This window comes from Pantoea sp. PSNIH1 (assembly GCF_007680655.1).
Classification (GTDB): Bacteria; Pseudomonadota; Gammaproteobacteria; order Enterobacterales; family Enterobacteriaceae; genus Pantoea; species Pantoea eucrina.
Genome location: NZ_VEIP01000001.1, coordinates 1,480,825 through 1,501,862 on the forward strand (window position 1 = coordinate 1,480,825; position 21,038 = coordinate 1,501,862).

A 21,038-nucleotide genomic window follows, 5' to 3' on the forward strand; every position below is an offset into this window, starting at 1 on the left:
AGTGATTAATCAGGCCGCAGAGGTCTGGTTCATCAGCTCCTGGAAAGAGGTCGCTTTGTCGGCGACTTTGGCCTTCGCCAGCAGAGCCTCGACCGCCTGCTCTTCCAGCGCAACGTTGCGCATGTTGTTCATCAGCTCGCTGTTCTTGCTGTAGAACTCGATAACTTCCTGCGGATCTTCATACGCAGAAGCCATCTCTTCAATCAGCGTCTTAACGCGATCTTCATCCGCTTTCAGCTCGTTGATGCGGATCACTTCGCCCAGCAGCAGACCTACAACAACGCGACGTTTTGCCTGCTCTTCGAACAGCTCACGTGGCAGTTCCAGCGCCTGCTTCTCATTGCCACCAAAGCGCTGAGCAGCCTGACGACGCAGCACGTCGATTTCGCCATCAATCAGAGCGGCTGGCACGTCGATGTTGTTCGCTTCAACCAGACCATCCAGAACCTGAGACTTCACGCGGTTACGGATAGCGCCTTTGAGCTCGCGCTCCATGTTTTTACGCACTTCTGCACGCAGGCCATCAACTGAACCATCTTCTACGCCGAAACGTTTGATGAAATCAGCGGTCAGTTCTGGCAGTTCACGGGTTTCAACTTTCTTCAGAACGATATCAAACTTCGCATCTTTCCCTTTCAGGTTTTCTGCGTGGTAATCGTCCGGGAATTTAACGTCGATAGTAAAGGTGTCACCCGCTTTCTTACCGGTGATGCCTTCTTCAAAACCAGGGATCATACGACCCTGACCCATCGCCAGTACGAAGTCAGACGCTTTACCGCCTTCAAACTCTTCGCCATCAACAGAACCGTTGAAATCGATGGTAGCGCGATCTTCAGCGGTAGCCGCTGCGTCAGTCTCTTTCCAGGTAGCCTGCTGCTTCTGCAGGGTATCCAGCATCGCGTCAACGTCTGCATCGGTCACTTCAACAACCGGTTTTTCAACTTCGATTGCGTCCAGACCCTGTAATTCCACTTCCGGGTAGACTTCAAACTCAACCGCATAGGTAAAGTCTTCGCCTTCTTTATACTCACCCGGCACGTAGTCAGGCGCGCCTGCTGGATTGATTTTCTCTTTGATGATGGCGTCAACAAAGTTACGCGTCATCAGCTCGCCCAGCACATCCTGGCGAACAGAGGCGCCGTAGCGCTGATTGATGATATGCGATGGCACTTTACCTTTACGGAAACCATCGATACGGACTTTCTTAGCCACTTCAATCAGTTCTTTCTTAACTGCAGCGTCAATGCTGTCAGCTGGAATAGTAATCGAAATGCGGCGGCCCAGACCCTGGGTGGTTTCTACTGAAACTGTCATTTTGTTACCTCAAAAAATCACGTGCTCGGTCAACTTCAGACACCACACAATTAATGCGCCGTATCCAATAACCGGGACGGCCTCTGCGGGCAGAACCACATCCCTGTCACCAGAAGCGTCCCGAAGACATTCCGGAAAAATAGACGCCGCATTATAGCGGCATCGCCGGAATGAGTCGAGGCTGCAAACTCACCACTTTTTAACGACTTTGCTGCTTTTTTGCGCCGCAGATCGCGTTTAGCGTCTGAGAAACTAAAAAACGGCCCGCAGGCCGTTTCAGGAAAGGTTGAAGATGCCAGCATCAGGCAAGCGTACCGGCACCCCGGCAGTTAGGCGAAGCCAGGACAGTATCCTGCAGCCCGTGCCACTCTTTTTGCGTGTAGGTATGCAGCGCCAGCGCGTGTACGCTGCCTGCCAGTTCCGCAGACAGTTCGCCATAGATGGCGCGATGCCGCTGTAAAAAGCGCTGGCCGGTAAAGTGATCGCTGACAATCACCACTTTAAAGTGACTTTCAGAACCGGCAGGCACGTTATGACGATAGCTTTCATCATGCACTTCGAGGTGTGCAGGTGTGAAAGCGTTGCGCAGCTTTTCTTCTATTTGTTCGCGAATCATTGTTTACACCCTCTCCGGCGAGCGCTGTGCCCCATCTGTTTAAATATTAGTAGGTTTTGCATTACTGCCCGGTAAAAATCAGAAAATATTCCCGCTCTGCAGCGCATCATAACCGGCAATCCGGGCGGGTCAACCTGCGGGTTTTCCTCCGGGCTGAAAAAAGCCTTTACAATCAATTTCCCGGTGGCTGGGGCTTTTTTCACCTCGCTGCAATGCTATGATGACGCCGGATTTATCTCCCAACCTAACGCTAATGAGAATGAGTATGTTGAAAAAACTGTTATTCCCTCTGCTGGCTGCTTTTGTTTTAGCCGGCTGTGCCAGCAACAGTACAACCCTGAACATTCAGCCAAAGATCCAGCTGCCACAACAGGATCCGAGCCTGATGGGCGTTACCGTCAGCGTAAACGGTGCCGATCAGCGCAGCGATCAGGCGCTGGCAAAGGTTAACCGCGATGGACAGCTGGTTACGCTGACGCCATCACGCGACCTGCGTTTTCTGCTGCAGGAAGTGCTGGAGAAGCAGATGACCTCCCGCGGATATATGATTGGCCCGAACGGCGCAGTGGATCTGCAGATTGTGGTGAATGGCCTCTACGCTGACGTCACGCAGGGTAACGTGCGCTACAGCATCACCACGAAAGCGGATATCTCTATTATTGCCACGGCGAAAAATGGCAACAAGCAGGTGAAAAACTACCGTCAGACCTACAGCATTGAAGGCGCTTTCAATGCCACCAACGACAAGATCACCAACGCTGTGAATGCGACGCTGAGCGATGTGATCGCCGATATGGCGCAGGACACCAGCGTAAACAACTTCATTAAACAGAACGCACGCTAACCGCTCCGCTGTCATCTGCCCGGCCGTCTGTGCCGGGCACTACCTCAGGCTGGCTATGACCTCTCACTATCTGCGAATATTTACCCAACGTAACGCGGCGGTACTGCTGCTGCTTGGTTTTGCTTCCGGCTTGCCGCTGGCGCTGACCGCAGGCACGCTGCAGGCATGGATGACCGTAGAGAATGTCGACCTCAAAACCATTGGCTTCTTTTCGCTGGTAGGACAGGCTTACGTTTTCAAGTTTCTCTGGTCGCCGGTGATGGACCGCTATACGCCGCCGTTTCTGGGACGTCGCCGGGGCTGGCTACTGCTGACTCAGCTGGCGCTGATTGCCGGCATTGTCGCGCTCGGTTTTATGCATCCGGCTCAGGATTTAACGCTGCTGGCGGCCATCGCCGTGCTGGTCGCATTCTGTTCCGCCTCTCAGGATATCGTTTTTGATGCGTGGAAAACGGATATCCTGCCGCCGGAAGAGCGCGGCAGCGGCGCAGCGATTACGGTGCTGGGCTATCGCCTGGCGATGCTTATCTCCGGCGGGCTGGCACTCTGGCTTGCCGATCGCTATCTGGGCTGGCGCGCAACCTACTGGCTGATGGCGCTGCTAATGATCCCGGGGCTGATTGCCACGCTGCTGGCTCGCGAGCCCGCTGCGGCTAAACGCGAGCCACATACGCTGCGCCAGGCCGTTACGTTTCCTCTGGCGGATTTTTTTCAGCGTAACAATGCCTGGCTGCTTATCACCCTGATCATCCTTTATAAGCTGGGAGATGCCTTCGCGGCGTCGCTGACAACAACCTTTCTTATCCGCGGCGTCGGCTTCAGCGCGGGCGATGTTGGCCTGGTGAATAAAACGCTGGGGCTGCTGGCGACGATTATCGGCGCACTCTATGGCGGCGTGCTGATGCAGCGTCTGAGCCTGTTTCGCGCTCTGATGCTGTTTGGCATTCTGCAGGCCGTATCGAACGCCGCTTACTGGCTGCTGGCGGTTACCCCGCCCCACCTCTGGAGCATGGCCAGCGCGGTGTTTATTGAAAATCTGTGTGGTGGCATGGGAACAGCAGCCTTTGTGGCGCTGCTGATGACCATGTGTAATAAAGCGTTCTCTGCCACCCAGTTCGCTCTGCTCTCAGCGCTGGCTGCTGTTGGCCGCGTTTATGTGGGTCCGGCCGCCGGCTGGCTGGTTGAGCTATGGGGCTGGTCAGCTTTCTATGCGTTTACCGTTGTGGCTGCGCTACCGGGACTGCTGCTGCTGTGGCTTAGCCGCACCACGCTTCTTCAGATGCAGCAGAGCGGCACGTTTATTCCGCGTACCAGCTGGCCTGTGGGCTATCGCTGGATTGTCCGCCTGTTCACCGCAGGCTGCGCGTTACTGGGCTGCTGGCTGCTGACGCTGGCGCTAACAGCTGCAGGCGCAGAATCGCTGACTGCGCTGCTGACGCCACTGTTTGAGGCGGGCATCGGCATTGCCGTTCTGGCCGTTATGCTGGGCGTGGTACTCGACTGTCTGGCTCTGAGGAAAACCCACCGGCTCGCTGAGCGATAGCCAGACACTATTTGCAGGCGCTATTTATTTTGTTTAAAAATAGCACCTGCGAATTAGCGCAAATAGCATTTTTTTCATCGCGAAATAAAAACATTAATTTAACAACATCGGGCGATATTTAAATCCGGTGAGCAATCAGTTTGTGGAAAAATTATCGCTCAAATGATGCATAATTGTTAAATAAGTGAGCATTAAAAGTACGGTTTATGCTTTCCCTGTTTTTTCTGCGGTTTCTGTCATTGCTTTTTGTTATATTGCCGCCAACTGCTTGTCGCGGTTAATAATTTGTCACTCTGCGTAACATCTGTGACTCCCTTAGCAAAAGGTGTCAACACCCTTCTGACACATCCTTAAGCTGGTTTACACTGCATAAACCTTACCGTAAAATGCGCGCACACTTAAACGACAATAGAGCCCTTGTCATTGAGGTCGTTAAATGAGACTCATGAAATACAATAAATGTTTGGGGATTTTGTCATTAATCGCAGGCGCTGTATTACTCAGCGGCTGCGATAGTGCGTTGTTAAATCCCAAGGGACAGATTGCAATGGAGCAACGTTCACTGATTCTGACAGCCTTTGGCTTGATGATGATTGTCGTTATTCCGGCAGTCTTAATGGCTGTTGTGTTTGCCTGGAAATATCGGGCGACCAATACCGAAGCGAAGTACAGCCCTAACTGGTCACACTCTAACAAAGTGGAAGCCGTGGTCTGGACCATTCCGATCCTGATCATCATCTTCCTCGGCGTGCTGACCTGGAAATCAACGCATGCGCTGGAGCCGGCTAAACCGCTGGTCTCTGACGTTAAGCCTGTTGAGATCGATGTGGTTGCACTGGACTGGAAATGGCTGTTCATTTACCCGGAACAGGGTATTGCCACCGTTAACCAGATTGCCTTCCCGGCAAATACGCCAGTTAACTTCAAAATCACCTCTAACTCCGTGATGAACTCGTTCTTCATTCCTACGCTCGGCAGCCAGATCTACGCCATGGCGGGCATGCAGACCAAACTGCACCTGATCGCCAATGAGCCAGGAACGTTTGACGGTATCTCATCAAACTTCAGTGGTCGCGGTTTCTCTGGCATGAAGTTCAAGGCCATTGCAACTAAAGATGATGCGGAATTCCAGCAGTGGGTTGCCAAAGTTAAAGCGGCACCTAACACGCTGACCACCATGGATGAGTTTGAGAAACTGGCTTCGCCAAGTGAGAATCATCCGGTGGAATATTTCTCAACTGCGAATCCTGAACTCTTCAAGCAGATTATTGATAAGTTCAAGATGAGCCACGGGAAAATGGACATGTCACACGAAGGCATGGACATGAATCACGCCGCTGCTGCGGGAACCGGGGAATAATACGATGTTCGGAAAATTAACACTGGATGCAGTGCCGTACCATGAGCCTATTATCATGGTTACGGTCGCCGCTATCATCATTGGTGGTCTGGCGCTGGTTGCCGCCCTCACCTATTTTGGTAAGTGGAAGTATCTGTGGTCAGAATGGCTTACCTCCGTTGACCACAAAAAACTGGGTATCATGTATATCATCATGGCATTCGTCATGCTGCTGCGCGGCTTTGCCGATGCAGTAATGATGCGTACCCAACAGGTTATGGCTTCTGCCGGTGAGGCGGGTATTCTGCCTCCGCACCACTACGATCAGATCTTCACCGCTCACGGCGTGATTATGATCTTCTTCGTGGCAATGCCATTTGTTGTAGGTCTGATGAACATCGCGGTTCCGCTGCAAATCGGTGCCCGTGACGTTGCGTTCCCGTTCCTGAACAACCTGAGCTTCTGGTTTACCGCGGTCGGTGTGATCCTGGTGAACATCTCTCTGGGTGTGGGCGAGTTCGCGCAGACTGGCTGGCTGGCTTATCCGCCGCTTTCTGGCGCGGAGTATAGTCCTGGCGTCGGGGTCGACTACTGGATCTGGAGTCTCCAGCTTTCAGGGATCGGGACCACGCTGACCGGTATCAACTTCTTCGTGACCATTCTGAAGATGCGTGCGCCGGGCATGGACCTGTTCAAAATGCCGGTCTTTACCTGGGCATCACTCTGCACCAACGTCCTGATCATCGCTGCGTTCCCGGTTCTGACCGTGACGCTGGCACTGTTGACGCTTGATCGTTACCTCGACTTCCATTTCTTTACTAATGATATGGGCGGTAACATGATGATGTACGTCAACCTGATCTGGGTCTGGGGTCACCCGGAAGTGTACATCCTCGTTCTGCCGGTCTTTGGTGTCTTCTCTGAAGTTACCGCGACGTTCTCGAAAAAGCGTCTCTTTGGTTACACCTCACTGGTGTGGGCAACCATCGCCATTACCGTACTGTCGTTCATCGTCTGGCTGCACCACTTCTTCACCATGGGTGCGGGCGCTAACGTTAACGCCTTCTTCGGTATCATGACGATGATCATCGCGATTCCGACCGGGGTGAAAATCTTTAACTGGCTGTTCACCATGTATCAGGGTCGTATTGAGTTTAACTCAGCGATGCTGTGGACCATCGGCTTCCTGGTGACCTTCTCAGTCGGTGGTATGACCGGCGTACTGCTGGCCGTACCGGGCGCAGACTTTGTCCTGCACAACAGCCTGTTCCTGATTGCACACTTCCATAACGTTATCATCGGTGGTGTTGTCTTCGGTTGCATGGCCGGTGTGACTTACTGGTTCCCGAAAGCATTTGGCTTCACGCTGAACGAAACCTGGGGTAAACGCGCCTTCTGGTTCTGGATCATCGGCTTCTTTGTTGCCTTTATGCCGCTGTACGCACTGGGCTTCATGGGTATGACCCGTCGTCTGAGCCAGGATATCGATCCACAGTTCCACTCGCTGCTGGTTGTTGCAGCTGGCGGTGCGGCGCTGATTGCCTGCGGTATTCTGTGCCAGCTGGTTCAGTTCTGGGTATCGGTACGTGACCGCGATCAGAACCGCGATCTGACTGGTGACCCGTGGGGCGGTCGTACGCTGGAGTGGGCAACCTCTTCACCACCACCGTTCTACAACTTTGCTGTTATCCCTCATATCCACGAGCGTGATGCGTTCTGGGAAATGAAAGAGAAAGGCGAAGCGTACAAGCAGCCAGAAAAATATGAAGAAATTCATATGCCGAAAAACAGCGGCGCGGCCATTGTTATCGCTGCATTCGTAACAGTCTTCGGTTTCGCCATGATCTGGCATATCTGGTGGCTGGCGGGTCTCACTTTCCTGGGCACCATCGTGACCTGGATTGTGAAGAGCTTCGATGAGGACGTGGATTACTACGTTCCGGTTGCTGAAATCGAGCAGATCGAGAAGAAGCACTTTGATGACATCAGCAAAGCAGGTCTGAAATAATGTCGACTCAAACCGTAAAACACCACCACGACGCCCATGCGGAGCATGGGCATCACGATGCAGGAGCCAATAAAGTCTTTGGCTTCTGGATCTACCTGATGAGTGACTGCATTATCTTCGCAACGCTGTTTGCGACCTATGCAGTAATGGTCAACAACACTGCCGGTGGCCCGGCAGGTAAAGATATTTTCGAACTGCCGTTTGTGCTGGTTGAAACCGCGCTGCTGCTGCTGAGCTCCATTACTTATGGAATGGCAGTGATTGCGATGAACAACCAGAACAAAGGTTCGGTCATTGGCTGGCTGGCCCTGACCTTCCTGTTCGGTGCCGGATTTATCGGGATGGAAATCTATGAATTCCATCACCTGATTGCGGAAGGCTTCGGTCCAAACCGTAGTGGCTTCCTTTCTGGCTTCTTTACTCTGGTTGGTACGCACGGTCTGCACGTTACCTCTGGTCTGATCTGGATGGCGGTTCTGATGTTCCAGATCGCTAAACGTGGTCTGACTGAGAGCAACCGTACCCGTATCATGTGCCTGAGCCTGTTCTGGCACTTCCTGGATGTGGTGTGGATCTGCGTATTCACCGTTGTCTATCTGATGGGGGCCATGTAATGAGTCATTCTGTAAACGAACATGGTGCATCACACGGTAGCGTGAAGTCTTACATGATCGGCTTCATCCTCTCTATCATCCTGACGGCGATCCCGTTCTGGATGGTAATGGATGGCAGTGCCTCACACGGCACCATCCTGGGTGTGGTTCTGGTGTGTGCAGTGGTTCAGGTGCTGGTGCACCTGGTCTACTTCCTGCATCTGGACAGCAAATCAGAGGGTGGCTGGAACATGGTGGCCATTGTCTTCTCAGCAATCATCATTCTGATTGTTGTGATCGGTTCACTGTGGATTATGTGGAACCTCAACTACAACATGATGGCCCACTAAAGAGTCACGCGTAATGATTAAGCAATACCTGCAAGTAACAAAACCAGGAATTATTTTCGGAAATTTAATTTCTGTCATCGGTGGATTTCTGCTGGCCTCTAAAGGCAGCATCGATTATCCCCTGTTTCTCACCGCGCTGGCTGGCGTATCGCTGGTGGTCGCATCGGGTTGTGTATTCAACAATGTGATTGACCGCGATATCGACATCAAAATGGAGAGAACGCGGAACCGGGTTCTGGTCAAAGGCCTGATCTCGGCGAAAGTAAGCCTGGTTTATGCCACTGCGTTGGGTATTGCTGGCTTTGCGTTGCTGTATTTCGGCGCCAACCCGCTGGCCATGTGGCTGGCGGTCATGGGCTTCGTGGTCTATGTTGGCGTTTACAGCCTCTATATGAAGCGTCATTCGGTCTACGGAACGCTGATCGGCAGCCTCTCCGGTGCTGCGCCACCGGTAATTGGCTACTGCGCAGTCACCAATGAGTTTGATGCTGGCGCATTAATTTTACTGGCTATCTTTAGCCTGTGGCAGATGCCGCACTCCTACGCGATTGCCATCTTCCGCTTTAAAGATTACCAGGCCGCCAACATTCCGGTTCTGCCGGTGGTGAAAGGCATCTCTGTGGCGAAAAATCATATTACGCTCTACATTCTGGCGTTTATGATTGCCACGCTGATGCTCTCACTGGGTGGTTATGCGGGCTACAAATATCTGATCGTGGCTGCGGCGGTCAGCGTCTGGTGGCTGGGTATGGCACTCTCAGGTTACAAAACCTCAAACGATAAAGTCTGGGCGCGTAAACTGTTTGTGTTCTCTATCATCGCCATCACCGCGCTGAGCGTCATGATGTCAGTTGACTTCATGGCTCCCGCATCCAAAGACCTGCTCACTTACGTCTGGTAAGCGGGCACCGTCACTCTGAGAAAGGGCGCGATTTTCGCGCCCTTTCTTTTTGTTACCACTGCTTAAAAACAAATGTTTTACCCGCCCTCCCCTGCTCCCTAAAATGGGTGCTAAATGCCCGAAATAAATCGATTTGCAGCAACAGGGTGTTACTGGCTGCTGCAGCATGGTGCATGACAGGCAGACACTTACAGAGGTTGGAATGAACGACAATAAAATGACGCCGGTAGAGCTGCGCGCTACATGGGGTTTAGGTACCGTTTTTTCCCTGCGTATGCTCGGAATGTTTATGGTTCTGCCGGTACTTACTACTTACGGCATGGCGTTGCAGGGTGCCAGCGAAACCCTGATTGGTCTGGCAATTGGTATTTATGGTCTGGCACAGGCCATTTTTCAGATCCCCTTCGGGCTGCTTTCCGATCGTATCGGACGCAAGCCGCTGATTGTCGGCGGCCTGCTGCTGTTTGTCCTTGGCAGCGTGATCGCCGCCACGACAATCTCAATCTGGGGCATTATTCTTGGTCGCGCGTTACAGGGCTCCGGCGCTATTGCCGCCGCCGTAATGGCGCTGCTGTCCGATCTCACCCGTGAGCAGAACCGCACTAAAGCGATGGCGTTTATCGGTATCAGTTTTGGCGTGACCTTTGCGATTGCCATGGTGGCCGGACCCATTGTCACGCACGCGCTGGGGCTGCATGCGCTGTTCTGGATGATTGCGCTGCTGGCAACGCTGGGTATCGTTATCACGCTGCTGGTCGTGCCGAATGCGCGCGGTCACGTGCTTAACCGCGAGTCCGGGATGGTAAAAGGCAGCATTCGCGCCGTGCTGGCCAATCCCAGACTGCTGAAGCTTAATATCGGCATTCTCTGTCTGCACGTGCTGCTGATGTCGAGCTTTGTCGCCCTGCCCGGCCAGTTTGAACTGGCAGGCCTCCCGGCAGCTGAGCACTGGAAAATCTATCTGGTGACCATGCTGGTTGCCTTTGTCGCCGTAGTGCCGGTCATTATCTACGCCGAAGTAAAGCGCCGTATGAAGCGGGTTTTTGTCAGCTGCGTGGCGCTGATTATCATTGCGGAAATCGTTCTCTGGGGAGCAGAAGGCCACTTCTGGACGCTGGTGGCTGGCGTGCAGCTCTTTTTCCTCGCGTTTAACGTAATGGAGGCCATTCTGCCCTCGCTGATCAGCAAAGAGTCACCGGCTGGTTATAAGGGCACCGCCATGGGTATCTACTCCACCAGCCAGTTTCTTGGAGTGGCGATTGGCGGCAGCCTCGGCGGCTGGATTTTTGGTCATATTGATGCGCAGACGGTATTTCTCATCGGAGCGATTATCGCTGCGGCCTGGCTGTTTGTTGCGATGTCGATGCAGGAGCCGCCTTACGTCAGCAGCCTGCGGCTGGTACTGAGCGACGCCGTGCTGGCCGTGCCGAATCTGGAAAAACGTCTGAAAGCTCAGCCTGGCGTGGCATCCGTATTTATCGTGCCGGAAGAGAAAAGCGCGTATATCAAAATCGACAGCAAAGTCACGAGCCGCGTTGAGATAGAGGCGCTGCTCGCCAGCTGCTGAATCTGAAGCCCGACCACTGCGTCGGGCTTTTTTTACAGCGATCTATCCGGCATGGTGCGCTGTCGATCTATCGCGGTACGGCGTGCGCCAGAGAGGATTAATCGCGGAAGTTTTTGAACTGGAATGGCTGGCCGAGGTTGCCACCGCGCACCAGCGCCATCGCGCCCTGCAGATCGTCGCGAGATTTGCCGGTCACGCGCAGTTCGTCGCCCTGAATCTGCGTCTGCACCTTAAGCTTGCTGTCTTTGATCAGCTTCACCAGCTTTTTGGCAACGTCGCTTTCAATGCCTTTTTTCAGTTTGGCTTCTACGCTCCAGCTTTTACCGCTGTGTTCAATCTCCTCCGGCACCTCTATCGCAGCGTTTTCAATACCGCGCTTCAGTAGCTTTTCACGCAGAATATCGACAATCTGCTTCACCTGAAAATCGGACTCGGTGGTGATTTTAATCGTCTCGTTCTTCTCATTCAGCTCAACGCTGGCGGTGACGTTACGAAAGTCGAAGCGGGTTGAGAGTTCACGGTTGGTATTTTCTACCGCGTTGCGGACTTCCTGCAGCTCGACTTCGGAAACGATATCGAAAGATGGCATCTTTTCTTCTCCTGATACTAAAGTGACATGCATAATACGCGTCTTGCTGCGCTAATAAAACACGCGGCAGCTCAAAGCTATACTGAGTATGTGATGTGAAAATACCCCGCCAGCAGGAGGCAGAATGAAAATTACCGTGCTGGGTTGCGGCGCGCTGGGGCAGGTCTGGCTGACTGCGCTGGCCCGTCAGGGTCACGACGTACAGGGCTGGCTGCGCGTGCCGCAGCCCTACTGTTCCGTTAACGTCACCGATCTGCAGGGCGAAGTGAGCAATCACACCTTTATCGCCAACGATCCGCTGTTTCTGGCGCGCAGCGACCTGTTGCTGGTTACCCTGAAAGCGCCACAGGTTTCGCCAGCAATTAAAAATCTTCAGAGCGTGCTGCGCGCGGACATGCCGGTTTTGCTGCTGCATAACGGTATGGGAACGCTGGAGGAGCTGCGCGATTTGACGCAGCCGCTGCTGCGCGGCATCATCACCCATGCGGCGATGCATGACGGGACAGTGATCCGCCACGTGGCGGCTGGCATCACGCATATCGGACCGGTCAGCTGTGACGCCGCGCCGTTGAGCCATCTCGCGGATCTGCTGCATCAGGCATTACCTGACGTTGCCTGGCATGATGATATTGCTTCCGCCTGCTGGCGCAAGCTGGCGGTGAACTGCGTTATCAATCCGCTAACGGTAGAGCATGAGTGCCTGAACGGCGCGCTGCGCGCCTGGCCGGAGCAGATCGATACGCTGTGCGACGAGCTGGCGCTGCTGCTGACGCGTGAAGGACAGCATATGGACGCAGAGACGCTACGCGCCATTATTTATGACGTTATCGACACGACTGCCGCCAATGTCTCTTCTATGCTGCAGGATATCCGTACGCAGCGACAAACTGAAATTGATTATATTACCGGCTATCTGCTGCGCCGCGCGCGCAGTCAGGGCATTACGCTGCCGGAGAATAGCCGCCTTTATGATCTGGTAAAACGTAAGGAGTCACAATATGAACGCCAGCCCATCCGTACTGGTATGCCTCGCTCATGGCAGTGAAGAGACCGAAGCGGTCACCACCATCGACGTGCTGGTGCGCGGCGGCATCACTGTCACTACCGCCAGCGCAGAGAGTGACGGCACACGGGAAATTATATGCTCGCGCGGCGTGCGCCTGCTGGCTGATGCCCCTCTGGCAGAAGTGGCAGATAACGATTTTGACGCCGTTGTTCTGCCCGGTGGTCTGAAAGGTGCGGAGACGTTCCGCGACAGCCCGCTGCTGGTGGAAACGGTGCGCCAGTTTCATCTGACAGGCAAAATTGTGGCGGCTATTTGCGCAGCGCCAGGCACGGTACTGGTGCCGCACGATCTTTTTCCGGTCGGGAATATGACCGGCTTTCCGGGCCTGAAAAAGACAATTCCGGATGCGAAATGGATGGAGCGCCGCGTGGTATGGGATCCGCGCGTCAATCTGCTCACCAGCCAGGGACCGGGTACAGCGTTTGATTTTGCATTAAAGCTGGTGGATCTGCTGCAGGATAAAGAGACCGCACGCGAAGTCGCCTCACAGCTGGTGCTGGCGGCAGGCATTTATAATTATCAGGAGTTCGACGAGCGCGAATAAAGTGCGCCTCTGCGAATTCCGTTGCGCGAAATTAATTCCGGTATCACCGTAGGGGTGCATTAATGCGCCCCTGGGCCGAATCGGATGCCGCACATAAACCAGGGCGCCATTAATGGCGCCCCTACGAAGCCAGACGTAGGGGGCGCATTAATGCGCCCCAACAAATTCCGGTGATATCCCGGCGGATAATCCCGGTGGCGCCCCTGACGTGCTATGGGCGATAAACTTTCACGTTTGTAAAACCCTGCTCGTGCAGATAAAGCGCCTGCAGTTTGCTCATCACGCCACGATCGCAATAGAGCAGCCAGGTCCGGTTCTGATCCAAATCGCCAAACTGCGTGCTGAGCTTATAGAACGGCAGCGACTTCACTTCCACGCCGCTGAGATCCAGCGGGGAAGCGTCCTGCTCGTCAGCGGCACGGATATCGAGCACCACATCGTTAGTGCCAAAAGAGTCCACGGTCTCTACTTCCACCACTTCTTCTTCGGTCTGTTCAGCAATCTCGCGGATATCGAGATTAGTCGCTTCCTGCACCACGCGCTGAAGAATATCGAAGTTGAAATTCTGCTCTTCCGCTTCAATTTTGCCTTTCACCGCTTTAACCGTCGGGCTCTTTGAGATAACGCCGCAGTATTCCGGCATGGTGCGGGCGAAATCTTCCGTACCGATCTGCCGCGCCACGTTAATAATATGCTCTTTATCGTGTGAAATCAGCGGACGCAGGATCAGCGTATCGGATGCGTTATCGATCAGGCGCAGGTTGGTCAGCGTCTGGCTCGATACCTGACCCAGCGCTTCGCCGGTCACCAGCGCCTGTACACCGTAGCGCTCGGCAATCATTGACGCAGCGCGAACCATCATGCGCTTCAGCACCACGCCCATCTGCCCGTCATCAACGTTTTCCAGAATCTCGCCGACGACCGGCTCAAAATTGATGGCGACAAAGCGCACGCGGTGTGAGCGGCCAAAACGATTCCACAGATAGTGTGCTACCTGACGCACGCCAATCTCATGCGCCGCGCCGCCAAGATTAAAGAAGCAGTAATGTACGCGGCAGCCGCGTCGCATCAGCATATAGCTCGACACACCGGAATCAAAACCACCGGAGATCAGCGACATCACATCTTCCTGCGTGCCGATTGGAAAGCCGCCCAGCCCTTCAAAGCGACCGGTGATCAGCAGCAGACGATCGTCTTCAATCTCCAGATTAACCGTCTCATCCGGCTGCTTCAGCTGCACGCGCGCGCTGGCGATATGCTGATTCAGCCCGCCGCCTACATAGCGTTCCACATCCTGTGAACTGAAGCTGTGGGTGCCGCGACGTTTTACGCGCACGCTGAAGCTTTTATTTTCCAGGCGCTCACGGTTCAGCGCCAGCGTCTGCTCAAAGATATCGTGCATATCGGTGTAAGCACGATCTTCAACGGCGAGCACGTGGTGGATACCAGGAATACGCGTCAGCTCATCCACAATGATTTCACGCAGCGCTTCATTTTTAGCGCGCACTTCAATGTGATCCCAGTGACGCACCACCTTGATATCCTCATTCAGAGAACGCAGGGTATTGCGGATATTGCCGGTAAGAATTTTGATAAAGCGCAGCCGCACCGACTGACTTTTGATGGTGATTTCAGGGAAGAGCTTGATGATAAACTTCATGGCGACACAGCTTCGTTGGGCAAATAAGTGCTAAAATCATCAGCACTTAGCTGGTAAGATCATAATATTGCGGGGATCGCGAGAGCGTCCGCATCCGAGGCGCAAAAGTATACCACCTTTACTGCGTGACTGCTTCTGCTACCGCAATCACATTCAACATTTTGCTTATTATTCCCCGTCGGCTACCATGACCGATTGCACGAAGATGTCCCAAACTGTGAGTCGACACTGATTATGCCGAAAAAAGCCGAAGCGCCCGTGAGTTTTGAAACCGCCCTGCAGCAGCTGGAGCAGATTGTGAGCCGGCTGGAAAGCGGCGAGCTGCCGCTGGAAGAGGCGCTGAATGAGTTTGAGCGCGGTGTGCAGCTGGCGCGCAGCGGTCAGCAGACGCTGCAGCAGGCTGAACAGCGCGTACAGATCCTGCTGAGCGATGATAAAACGGCCGACCTTACCCCTTTTACGCCGGATAACGACTAATGGATTTTGTCCAGCTACAGCAAACCTATCATGAGCGCGTAAATCAGGCGCTGACACGTTTAATAGATCCACTGCCTTTTCAGAGTTCCCCGCTGGTGAATGCCATGCATTATGGGGCACTATTAGGAGGTAAGCGTCTGCGTCCTTTTCTGGTCTATGCCACCGGTGAAATGCTTAACGCCGACGCAGCCAGCCTTGATGCGCCTGCCGCCGCCACAGAGTGTATTCACGCCTATTCGCTGATTCACGACGATCTGCCGGCGATGGATGATGACGCGCTGCGCCGCGGACAGCCTACCTGTCATATTCGTTATGGTGAAGATACGGCCATTCTGGCGGGCGATGCGCTGCAAACGCTGGCCTTCTCTATCCTGGCTGATGAACCAATGCCGGGCGTCAGCGCGGCGACGCGCGTGAGAATGATCTCTGAACTGGCGCAGGCCAGCGGCGTTGCCGGTATGTGCGGCGGCCAGGCGCTGGATTTAGCGGCCGAAGGCAAACAGATCGATCTGACGCAGCTTGAGCAGATCCATCGCCACAAAACCGGCGCGCTGATCCGTCTTGCCGTGCGTCTGGGCGCGCTGGCTGCAGGCGAGCCGGCTCGCCTGGCGCTGCCGCTGCTGGACACCTATGCTGATGCTATCGGCCTGGCGTTTCAGGTGCAGGATGACATTCTGGATGTCACCGGCGACACCGCCGTGCTGGGCAAAACCCAGGGCGCCGATCAGGCGCTGGGCAAAAGTACCTACCCGGCCCTGTTAGGGCTTGAGGGCGCGCGTATAAAAGCGCAGGCGCTCTATCAGGAAGCTTTGGGGGCGCTGGAGATCCTCGCCGGTCAGGGCTATGACACAAGCGTATTACAAGCGCTGGCAAGCTTCATAATTGAACGCGATAAATAACTTTCATAATGAGTCTCTGATGAGTTTTGATATTGCAAAATACCCGACACTGGCGTTAGCAGGCACGGTGCAGGAATTACGTTTACTGCCGAAAGAGAAACTTCCGGCCCTGTGCGACGAGCTGCGTCAGTATCTGCTGGATAGCGTCAGCCGCTCATCCGGCCACTTTGCGTCGGGTCTGGGCGTTGTCGAGCTGACCGTCGCATTGCATTACGTCTACAACACCCCGTTTGACCATCTGGTCTGGGACGTAGGCCATCAGGCTTATCCGCATAAAATTCTGACCGGACGCCGCGATCGCATCGGCACCATCCGGCAGAAAAACGGCCTGCATCCGTTTCCATGGCGCGGTGAGAGCGAATATGACGTCCTGAGCGTTGGACACTCTTCTACCTCTATCAGCGCCGGTCTCGGCATGGCGGTGGCCGCCGAGCGGGAAGGCAAAGGTCGCCGCACCGCCTGTATCATCGGCGACGGCGCCATTACCGCCGGAATGGCGTTTGAGGCGATGAACCATGCCGGCGATATCAAGCCCGATATGCTGGTGATCCTCAACGACAATGAGATGTCGATCTCCGAGAACGTCGGCGCGCTGAATAACCGCCTGGCGCAGATCCTCTCCGGTAAAACCTATTCGCGCCTGCGCGAAGGCAGCAAGCGCGTGCTGGATGGTCTGCCGCCGATTAAAGAGCTGGTGAAGCGCACCGAAGAGCATCTGAAAGGCATGGTGGTGCCCGGCACGCTGTTCGAGGAGCTGGGCTTTAACTACATCGGTCCGGTTGACGGCCATGATGTACTGACGCTGGTCAGCACGCTGAAGAATATGCGCGATCTTAAAGGTCCGCAGTTCCTGCATATCATGACCAAAAAAGGCAAAGGCTATGCCCCTGCCGAGCAGGATCCTATCGCCTGGCATGCCGTACCGAAGTTTGACCCGGCCAGCGGTGCGCTGCCAAAAAGCGTGCCTGGTCTGCCGAGCTACTCGAAGATTTTTGGCGACTGGCTGAGCGAGATCGCCGCTGACGATCCGCGCATGATGGCGGTCACGCCGGCAATGCGTGAAGGGTCCGGCATGGTGAGTTATTCGCGCGCCTATCCGCAGCAATATTTTGACGTGGCGATTGCTGAACAGCACGCCGTGACCTTTGCTGCCGGCATGGCGATTGGCGGTTACAAGCCGGTCGTGGCGATTTACTCCACCTTCCTGCAGCGCGCTTACGATCAGGTGATCCACGATGTGGCGATTCAGCAGCTGCCGGTGCTGTTTGCTATCGACCGCGGCGGTATTGTCGGCGCGGATGGTCAGACGCATCAGGGCGCATTTGATATCGCCTATCTGCGCTGCGTGCCCGGCATGGTGATTATGACGCCAAGCGACGAGAATGAGTGTCGCCTGATGCTCTACACCGGCTATCACTATCAGGCGGGTCCGAGCGCGGTGCGCTATCCGCGCGGTACCGGTACCGGTGCCACGCTTGAGCCACTTACCAGTCTGCCGCTGGGCAAAGGGGTGGTGAAGCGTCAGGGTGAAAAGCTGGCGATCCTCAATTTCGGCACGCTGCTGCCGGATGCGCAGGCCGCGGCTGAAGCACTGAACGCCACGCTGGTAGATATGCGCTTTGTGAAACCGCTGGATGAAACCCTGATTCGCGAGCTGGCGCAGAGCCATGATGCGCTGGTGACGCTGGAAGAAGGTGCCATCATGGGTGGCGCCGGCAGCGGCGTAAATGAGTTTGTGATGGCGAAACGCCTGGCCGTGCCGGTGCTCAACCTTGGCCTGCCAGATGAGTTTATTCCACAGGGTACTCAGGAAGAGGTGCGTCACGACTATCAACTGGATGCCACCGGCATTCAGCAGCAGATCGCTGCCTGGCTCGCGCAATAACTCCCCTCTTCGCTCCTGCTGCTATGCTTACGGAATCCTTTTCCCACGCATAAGAGCAGGAGCTCTCAATGAAAACCGTTCGTTTAGGCCAGACCGATCTCCAGGTATCCCGACTCTGCTTAGGCTGCATGACCTATGGCGATCCGATGCGCGGCAACCACGCCTGGACGCTGCCGGAAGAGAGCAGCCGGCCGCTGATCAAACAGGCGCTGGACGCGGGGATCAACTTTTTTGATACCGCCAACAGCTATTCTGACGGCAGCAGCGAAGAGATCCTCGGACGCGCGCTGAAAGATTTCGCGCGGCGCGATGACGTGGTGGTCGCGACCAAAGTTTACTTCCCGCTCAGCAACCTGTCGCAGGGCCTGTCGCGGCAGAATATTCTGCAGTCGATCGATGACAGCCTGATGCGACTCGGCATGGATCATGTGGATCTGCTGCAGATCCACCGCTGGGACTATGCAACGCCCGTTGAAGAGACGCTGCAGGCGCTGGATGAGGTCGTGAAAGCGGGTAAGGCGCGTTATATCGGCGCCTCTTCCATGCACGCCTCTCAGTTTGCTCAGGCACTGCAGCTGCAGCAAGATCATGGCTGGGCGCGCTTTGTCAGCATGCAGGATCAATACAATCTGATCCAGCGCGAAGAGGAAAAGGAGATGCACCCGCTCTGTCAGCGTGAGGGCATCGCCGTGCTGCCGTGGAGCCCGCTGGCGCGCGGCAAACTGACGCGCCCCTGGGGGGAAACTACCGCACGCTCGGTCTCTGATAATGTGATGGAGAAGTTGTATACCGGTACAGAAGAGAACGACGCCGCGATTGCGGAGCGACTGGCCACCATTGCCGCGGAGAAAAAGGTGACGCGCGCGCAGGTCGCACTGGCATGGCTGCTGCATAAACCCGCCGTGACCGCCCCTATTATCGGCGCTTCACGTGAGCAGCAGTTTGCCGAATTGGTTAAAGCGGTTGACGTTGAATTGAGTGCGGAAGATATCGCCGAGCTGGAGATGGTCTATCAGCCGCATCCGGCTGTAGGGTATGAGTAAGCAATTGATATCCGCATAAACCAGGGCGGCATAAATGCCGCCCCTACAAAAACATGACGTAGGGGGCGCATTTATGCGCCCCTGGCCGAGCCATGTACCGCGGTTATACGTATCGATACGCCTGAAACCAGGGCGGCATAAATACCGCCCCTACAAAATATACGTAGGGGGCGCATTCATGCGCCCCTGGCCGAGCCATGTACCGCGGTTATACGTATCGATGCGCCTGAAACCAGGGCGGCATAAATACCGCCCCTACAAAATATACGTAGGGGGCGCATTCATGCGCCCCTGGCCGAATCATATACCGCGGGTTATACGCATTTATGCGCCCCTGGCCGCCCTTACAGCAGCAGGCCGGCGCCGTATAATACGGCTGCGGAGACTACGCCGGCGATGATATCGTCGACCATAATGCCCATTCCGCCATGAACGTTCTTATCGAACCAGCGAATAGGCCACGGTTTCCAGATATCAAAAATCCGGAAGATGACAAAACCAGCCAGTACCCACCAGCCGTTAAGCACCGGGATCGCCATTAGCGTGATCCACATGCCGACAAACTCATCCCAGACGATGCTGCCGTGATCGTGTACGCCCATGTCACGCGCGGTGCGATGACAGAGATAGACGCCCACGCTGATACCCACCAGCACCACCAGCGAATAGAGCTGCAGCGGCAGAAACGTCATCAGCCACCAGAACGGGATCGCGGCCACCGAGCCTACGGTACCCGGCATAAAAGGGCTTAATCCGCTGCCAAAACCGGTTGCCAGCAGATGCCAGGGATTGCGCATCCGCAGGCGACTTTTCGCTACATCTTTATCGCGCGTCAAAATGGTCAAATCCTTTATGGTTAAAGCGGCGCGGCTTGCCGTGCTCCAGCAGCGTCAGCCCTTCCGCTTCCGGGGCGATCTGTCCGATGCAGGTATAAGGTGCGCCAAGCCGGCCCAGCGCCACATCCAGCGCGCCGCGGTTAACTTCAGGCACCGTGAAGCAGAGTTCATAATCTTCACCGCCGCTCAGCGCCCAGCGCAGCACCTGCTCCGGCGCAAAATGATCGCGCAGCGTAGCGGAGAGCGGCAGCGCGTCGAGATTCAGGCGTGCGCCAACCCGGCTGGCCGTCAGAATATGGCCAAGATCGGAAATCAGGCCATCAGAGATATCGATCGCCGAGGTAGCAAGGCTGCGCAGCGCCTGGCCCTGCAGCACGCGCGGCATCGGACGCAGATGACGCTTGATCAGCACCTCGTGCACCGCCGGATCGTCAAGGCGATGATGATGCTGCAGCAGCGACAGTCCTGCCGCGCTGTCACCCAGCGTGCCGGTAACATAGATCCAGTCACCCGGCTTTGCACCGGAGCGCTTCAGCGCGCGCCCGACAGGCACCAGCCCGTGAATACCCAGCGTCAGGCTGAGCGGACCGCGCGTGGTGTCGCCGCCAATCAGCTGCATATCGTAGTAGTCGAGCAGCTCAAACAGGCTGTCGCTGAAGCCCGCCAGCCAGGTCTCATCGACCTCAGGCAGCGTCAGTGCCAGCGTCAGCCATGCCGGATCGGCGCCCATCGCAGCTAAATCGCTGAGATTTACCGCCAGCGCCTTGTAGCCGAGATCGGCCGGATGGATATCGCGTAAGAAATGGACGCCCGCCACCAGCGTATCGGTGCTGATAGCGAGGGTCTGTTTGTCAGGAACGTTTAGTAACGCACAGTCATCACCAATGCCCTTCTCCACGTCGCGACGGGAGCTGGTTACACGGTTGAAATAGCGTGCGATCAGTTCAAATTCACCACAGGACAT

General features: G+C 55.2%; 20 protein-coding genes. 14 read left to right on the forward strand and 6 right to left on the reverse strand.

The window, feature by feature from the left end:
* Positions 1 to 9: 9 nt before the first annotated feature.
* Complete coding sequence (tig, locus tag FS690_RS06955) at positions 10 to 1,314, reverse strand: trigger factor (RefSeq protein ID WP_094111500.1); 1,305 nt, start codon at positions 1,312 to 1,314, stop codon at positions 10 to 12.
* Between the two features lie 301 nt (positions 1,315 to 1,615).
* Positions 1,616 to 1,930: a transcriptional regulator BolA gene (bolA, locus tag FS690_RS06960; RefSeq protein WP_039382985.1), complete on the reverse strand. Its 315-nt coding sequence runs from the start codon at positions 1,928 to 1,930 to the stop codon at positions 1,616 to 1,618.
* A gap of 265 nt (positions 1,931 to 2,195) precedes the next feature.
* On the opposite strand from bolA, the gene FS690_RS06965 reads away from it, so the two are divergent.
* The 8 genes from FS690_RS06965 to FS690_RS07000 all read left to right on the forward strand — a co-directional run bounded on the left by FS690_RS06965 (position 2,196) and on the right by FS690_RS07000 (position 11,075).
* Positions 2,196 to 2,774 carry a lipoprotein gene (locus FS690_RS06965; protein WP_039382984.1) on the forward strand — a complete coding sequence of 193 codons (579 nt, stop codon included), beginning with the start codon at positions 2,196 to 2,198 and terminating at the stop codon, positions 2,772 to 2,774.
* A gap of 55 nt (positions 2,775 to 2,829) precedes the next feature.
* On the forward strand, positions 2,830 to 4,317 hold the full coding sequence (gene ampG / locus FS690_RS06970) for a muropeptide MFS transporter AmpG (protein WP_071668931.1): 1,488 nt from the start codon (positions 2,830 to 2,832) through the stop codon (positions 4,315 to 4,317).
* A gap of 436 nt (positions 4,318 to 4,753) precedes the next feature.
* Complete coding sequence (gene cyoA, locus FS690_RS06975) at positions 4,754 to 5,677, forward strand: cytochrome o ubiquinol oxidase subunit II (RefSeq protein ID WP_039382982.1); 924 nt, start codon at positions 4,754 to 4,756, stop codon at positions 5,675 to 5,677.
* Between the two features lie 4 nt (positions 5,678 to 5,681).
* Complete coding sequence (cyoB, locus tag FS690_RS06980; protein ID WP_065649951.1) at positions 5,682 to 7,664, forward strand: cytochrome o ubiquinol oxidase subunit I; 1,983 nt, start codon at positions 5,682 to 5,684, stop codon at positions 7,662 to 7,664.
* The gene (locus FS690_RS06985; protein WP_039382980.1) at positions 7,664 to 8,278 is read left to right on the forward strand and encodes a cytochrome o ubiquinol oxidase subunit III; all 615 of its coding nucleotides are present in this window, start codon (positions 7,664 to 7,666) and stop codon (positions 8,276 to 8,278) included. Before cyoB ends, FS690_RS06985 begins: the two co-directional genes overlap by 1 nt.
* Entirely contained in the window at positions 8,278 to 8,607 is a 330-nt protein-coding gene (locus tag FS690_RS06990; protein WP_039382979.1) for a cytochrome o ubiquinol oxidase subunit IV, read from the forward strand. The genes FS690_RS06985 and FS690_RS06990 overlap by 1 nt, the downstream gene beginning before the upstream one ends.
* Before the next feature lie 13 nt (positions 8,608 to 8,620).
* A complete protein-coding gene (gene cyoE, locus FS690_RS06995) occupies positions 8,621 to 9,508 on the forward strand; it encodes a heme o synthase (RefSeq protein ID WP_039382978.1) in 888 nt (295 codons plus the stop codon).
* A gap of 202 nt (positions 9,509 to 9,710) precedes the next feature.
* Positions 9,711 to 11,075 (forward strand): MFS transporter, encoded by a 1,365-nt coding sequence (locus tag FS690_RS07000; RefSeq protein WP_145339250.1) that lies wholly within the window; start codon positions 9,711 to 9,713, stop codon positions 11,073 to 11,075.
* A gap of 97 nt (positions 11,076 to 11,172) precedes the next feature.
* On the opposite strand, the gene FS690_RS07005 is transcribed toward FS690_RS07000, so the two are convergent.
* Positions 11,173 to 11,664 (reverse strand): YajQ family cyclic di-GMP-binding protein, encoded by a 492-nt coding sequence (locus FS690_RS07005; RefSeq protein WP_039382976.1) that lies wholly within the window; start codon positions 11,662 to 11,664, stop codon positions 11,173 to 11,175.
* A 124-nt stretch (positions 11,665 to 11,788) separates the two neighbouring features.
* Here FS690_RS07005 and panE point away from each other — a divergent pair, with 124 nt between their 5' ends.
* Entirely contained in the window at positions 11,789 to 12,709 is a 921-nt protein-coding gene (gene panE / locus FS690_RS07010; RefSeq protein WP_145339252.1) for a 2-dehydropantoate 2-reductase, read from the forward strand.
* Positions 12,663 to 13,274 (forward strand): protein deglycase YajL, encoded by a 612-nt coding sequence (yajL, locus tag FS690_RS07015; protein WP_113654932.1) that lies wholly within the window; start codon positions 12,663 to 12,665, stop codon positions 13,272 to 13,274. The genes panE and yajL overlap by 47 nt, the downstream gene beginning before the upstream one ends.
* Before the next feature lie 211 nt (positions 13,275 to 13,485).
* Here the strand turns inward: yajL and thiI are convergent, their stop codons facing one another.
* The gene (gene thiI / locus FS690_RS07020; protein WP_145339254.1) at positions 13,486 to 14,934 is read right to left on the reverse strand and encodes a tRNA uracil 4-sulfurtransferase ThiI; all 1,449 of its coding nucleotides are present in this window, start codon (positions 14,932 to 14,934) and stop codon (positions 13,486 to 13,488) included.
* A gap of 234 nt (positions 14,935 to 15,168) precedes the next feature.
* Between thiI and xseB the strand changes: the two genes are divergently transcribed.
* From xseB to FS690_RS07040, 4 genes are all read left to right on the forward strand, one after another.
* Positions 15,169 to 15,411, forward strand: a complete 243-nt coding sequence (xseB, locus tag FS690_RS07025; RefSeq protein WP_039382972.1) for an exodeoxyribonuclease VII small subunit — start codon at positions 15,169 to 15,171, stop codon at positions 15,409 to 15,411.
* Positions 15,411 to 16,310 carry a (2E,6E)-farnesyl diphosphate synthase gene (gene ispA, locus FS690_RS07030; RefSeq protein WP_145339256.1) on the forward strand — a complete coding sequence of 300 codons (900 nt, stop codon included), beginning with the start codon at positions 15,411 to 15,413 and terminating at the stop codon, positions 16,308 to 16,310. The genes xseB and ispA overlap by 1 nt, the downstream gene beginning before the upstream one ends.
* 19 nt (positions 16,311 to 16,329) lie before the next feature.
* The gene (gene dxs / locus FS690_RS07035; RefSeq protein ID WP_145339257.1) at positions 16,330 to 18,195 is read left to right on the forward strand and encodes a 1-deoxy-D-xylulose-5-phosphate synthase; all 1,866 of its coding nucleotides are present in this window, start codon (positions 16,330 to 16,332) and stop codon (positions 18,193 to 18,195) included.
* A 68-nt stretch (positions 18,196 to 18,263) separates the two neighbouring features.
* Positions 18,264 to 19,238, forward strand: coding sequence for an aldo/keto reductase (locus FS690_RS07040; RefSeq protein ID WP_039382969.1), 975 nt, complete (start codon positions 18,264 to 18,266; stop codon positions 19,236 to 19,238).
* Between the two features lie 344 nt (positions 19,239 to 19,582).
* On the opposite strand, the gene pgpA is transcribed toward FS690_RS07040, so the two are convergent.
* Both pgpA and thiL read right to left on the reverse strand, forming a co-directional pair.
* The gene (gene pgpA, locus FS690_RS07045; RefSeq protein WP_039382968.1) at positions 19,583 to 20,074 is read right to left on the reverse strand and encodes a phosphatidylglycerophosphatase A; all 492 of its coding nucleotides are present in this window, start codon (positions 20,072 to 20,074) and stop codon (positions 19,583 to 19,585) included.
* Positions 20,061 to 21,038, reverse strand: coding sequence for a thiamine-phosphate kinase (gene thiL / locus FS690_RS07050; RefSeq protein WP_039382967.1), 978 nt, complete (start codon positions 21,036 to 21,038; stop codon positions 20,061 to 20,063). The genes pgpA and thiL overlap by 14 nt, the downstream gene beginning before the upstream one ends.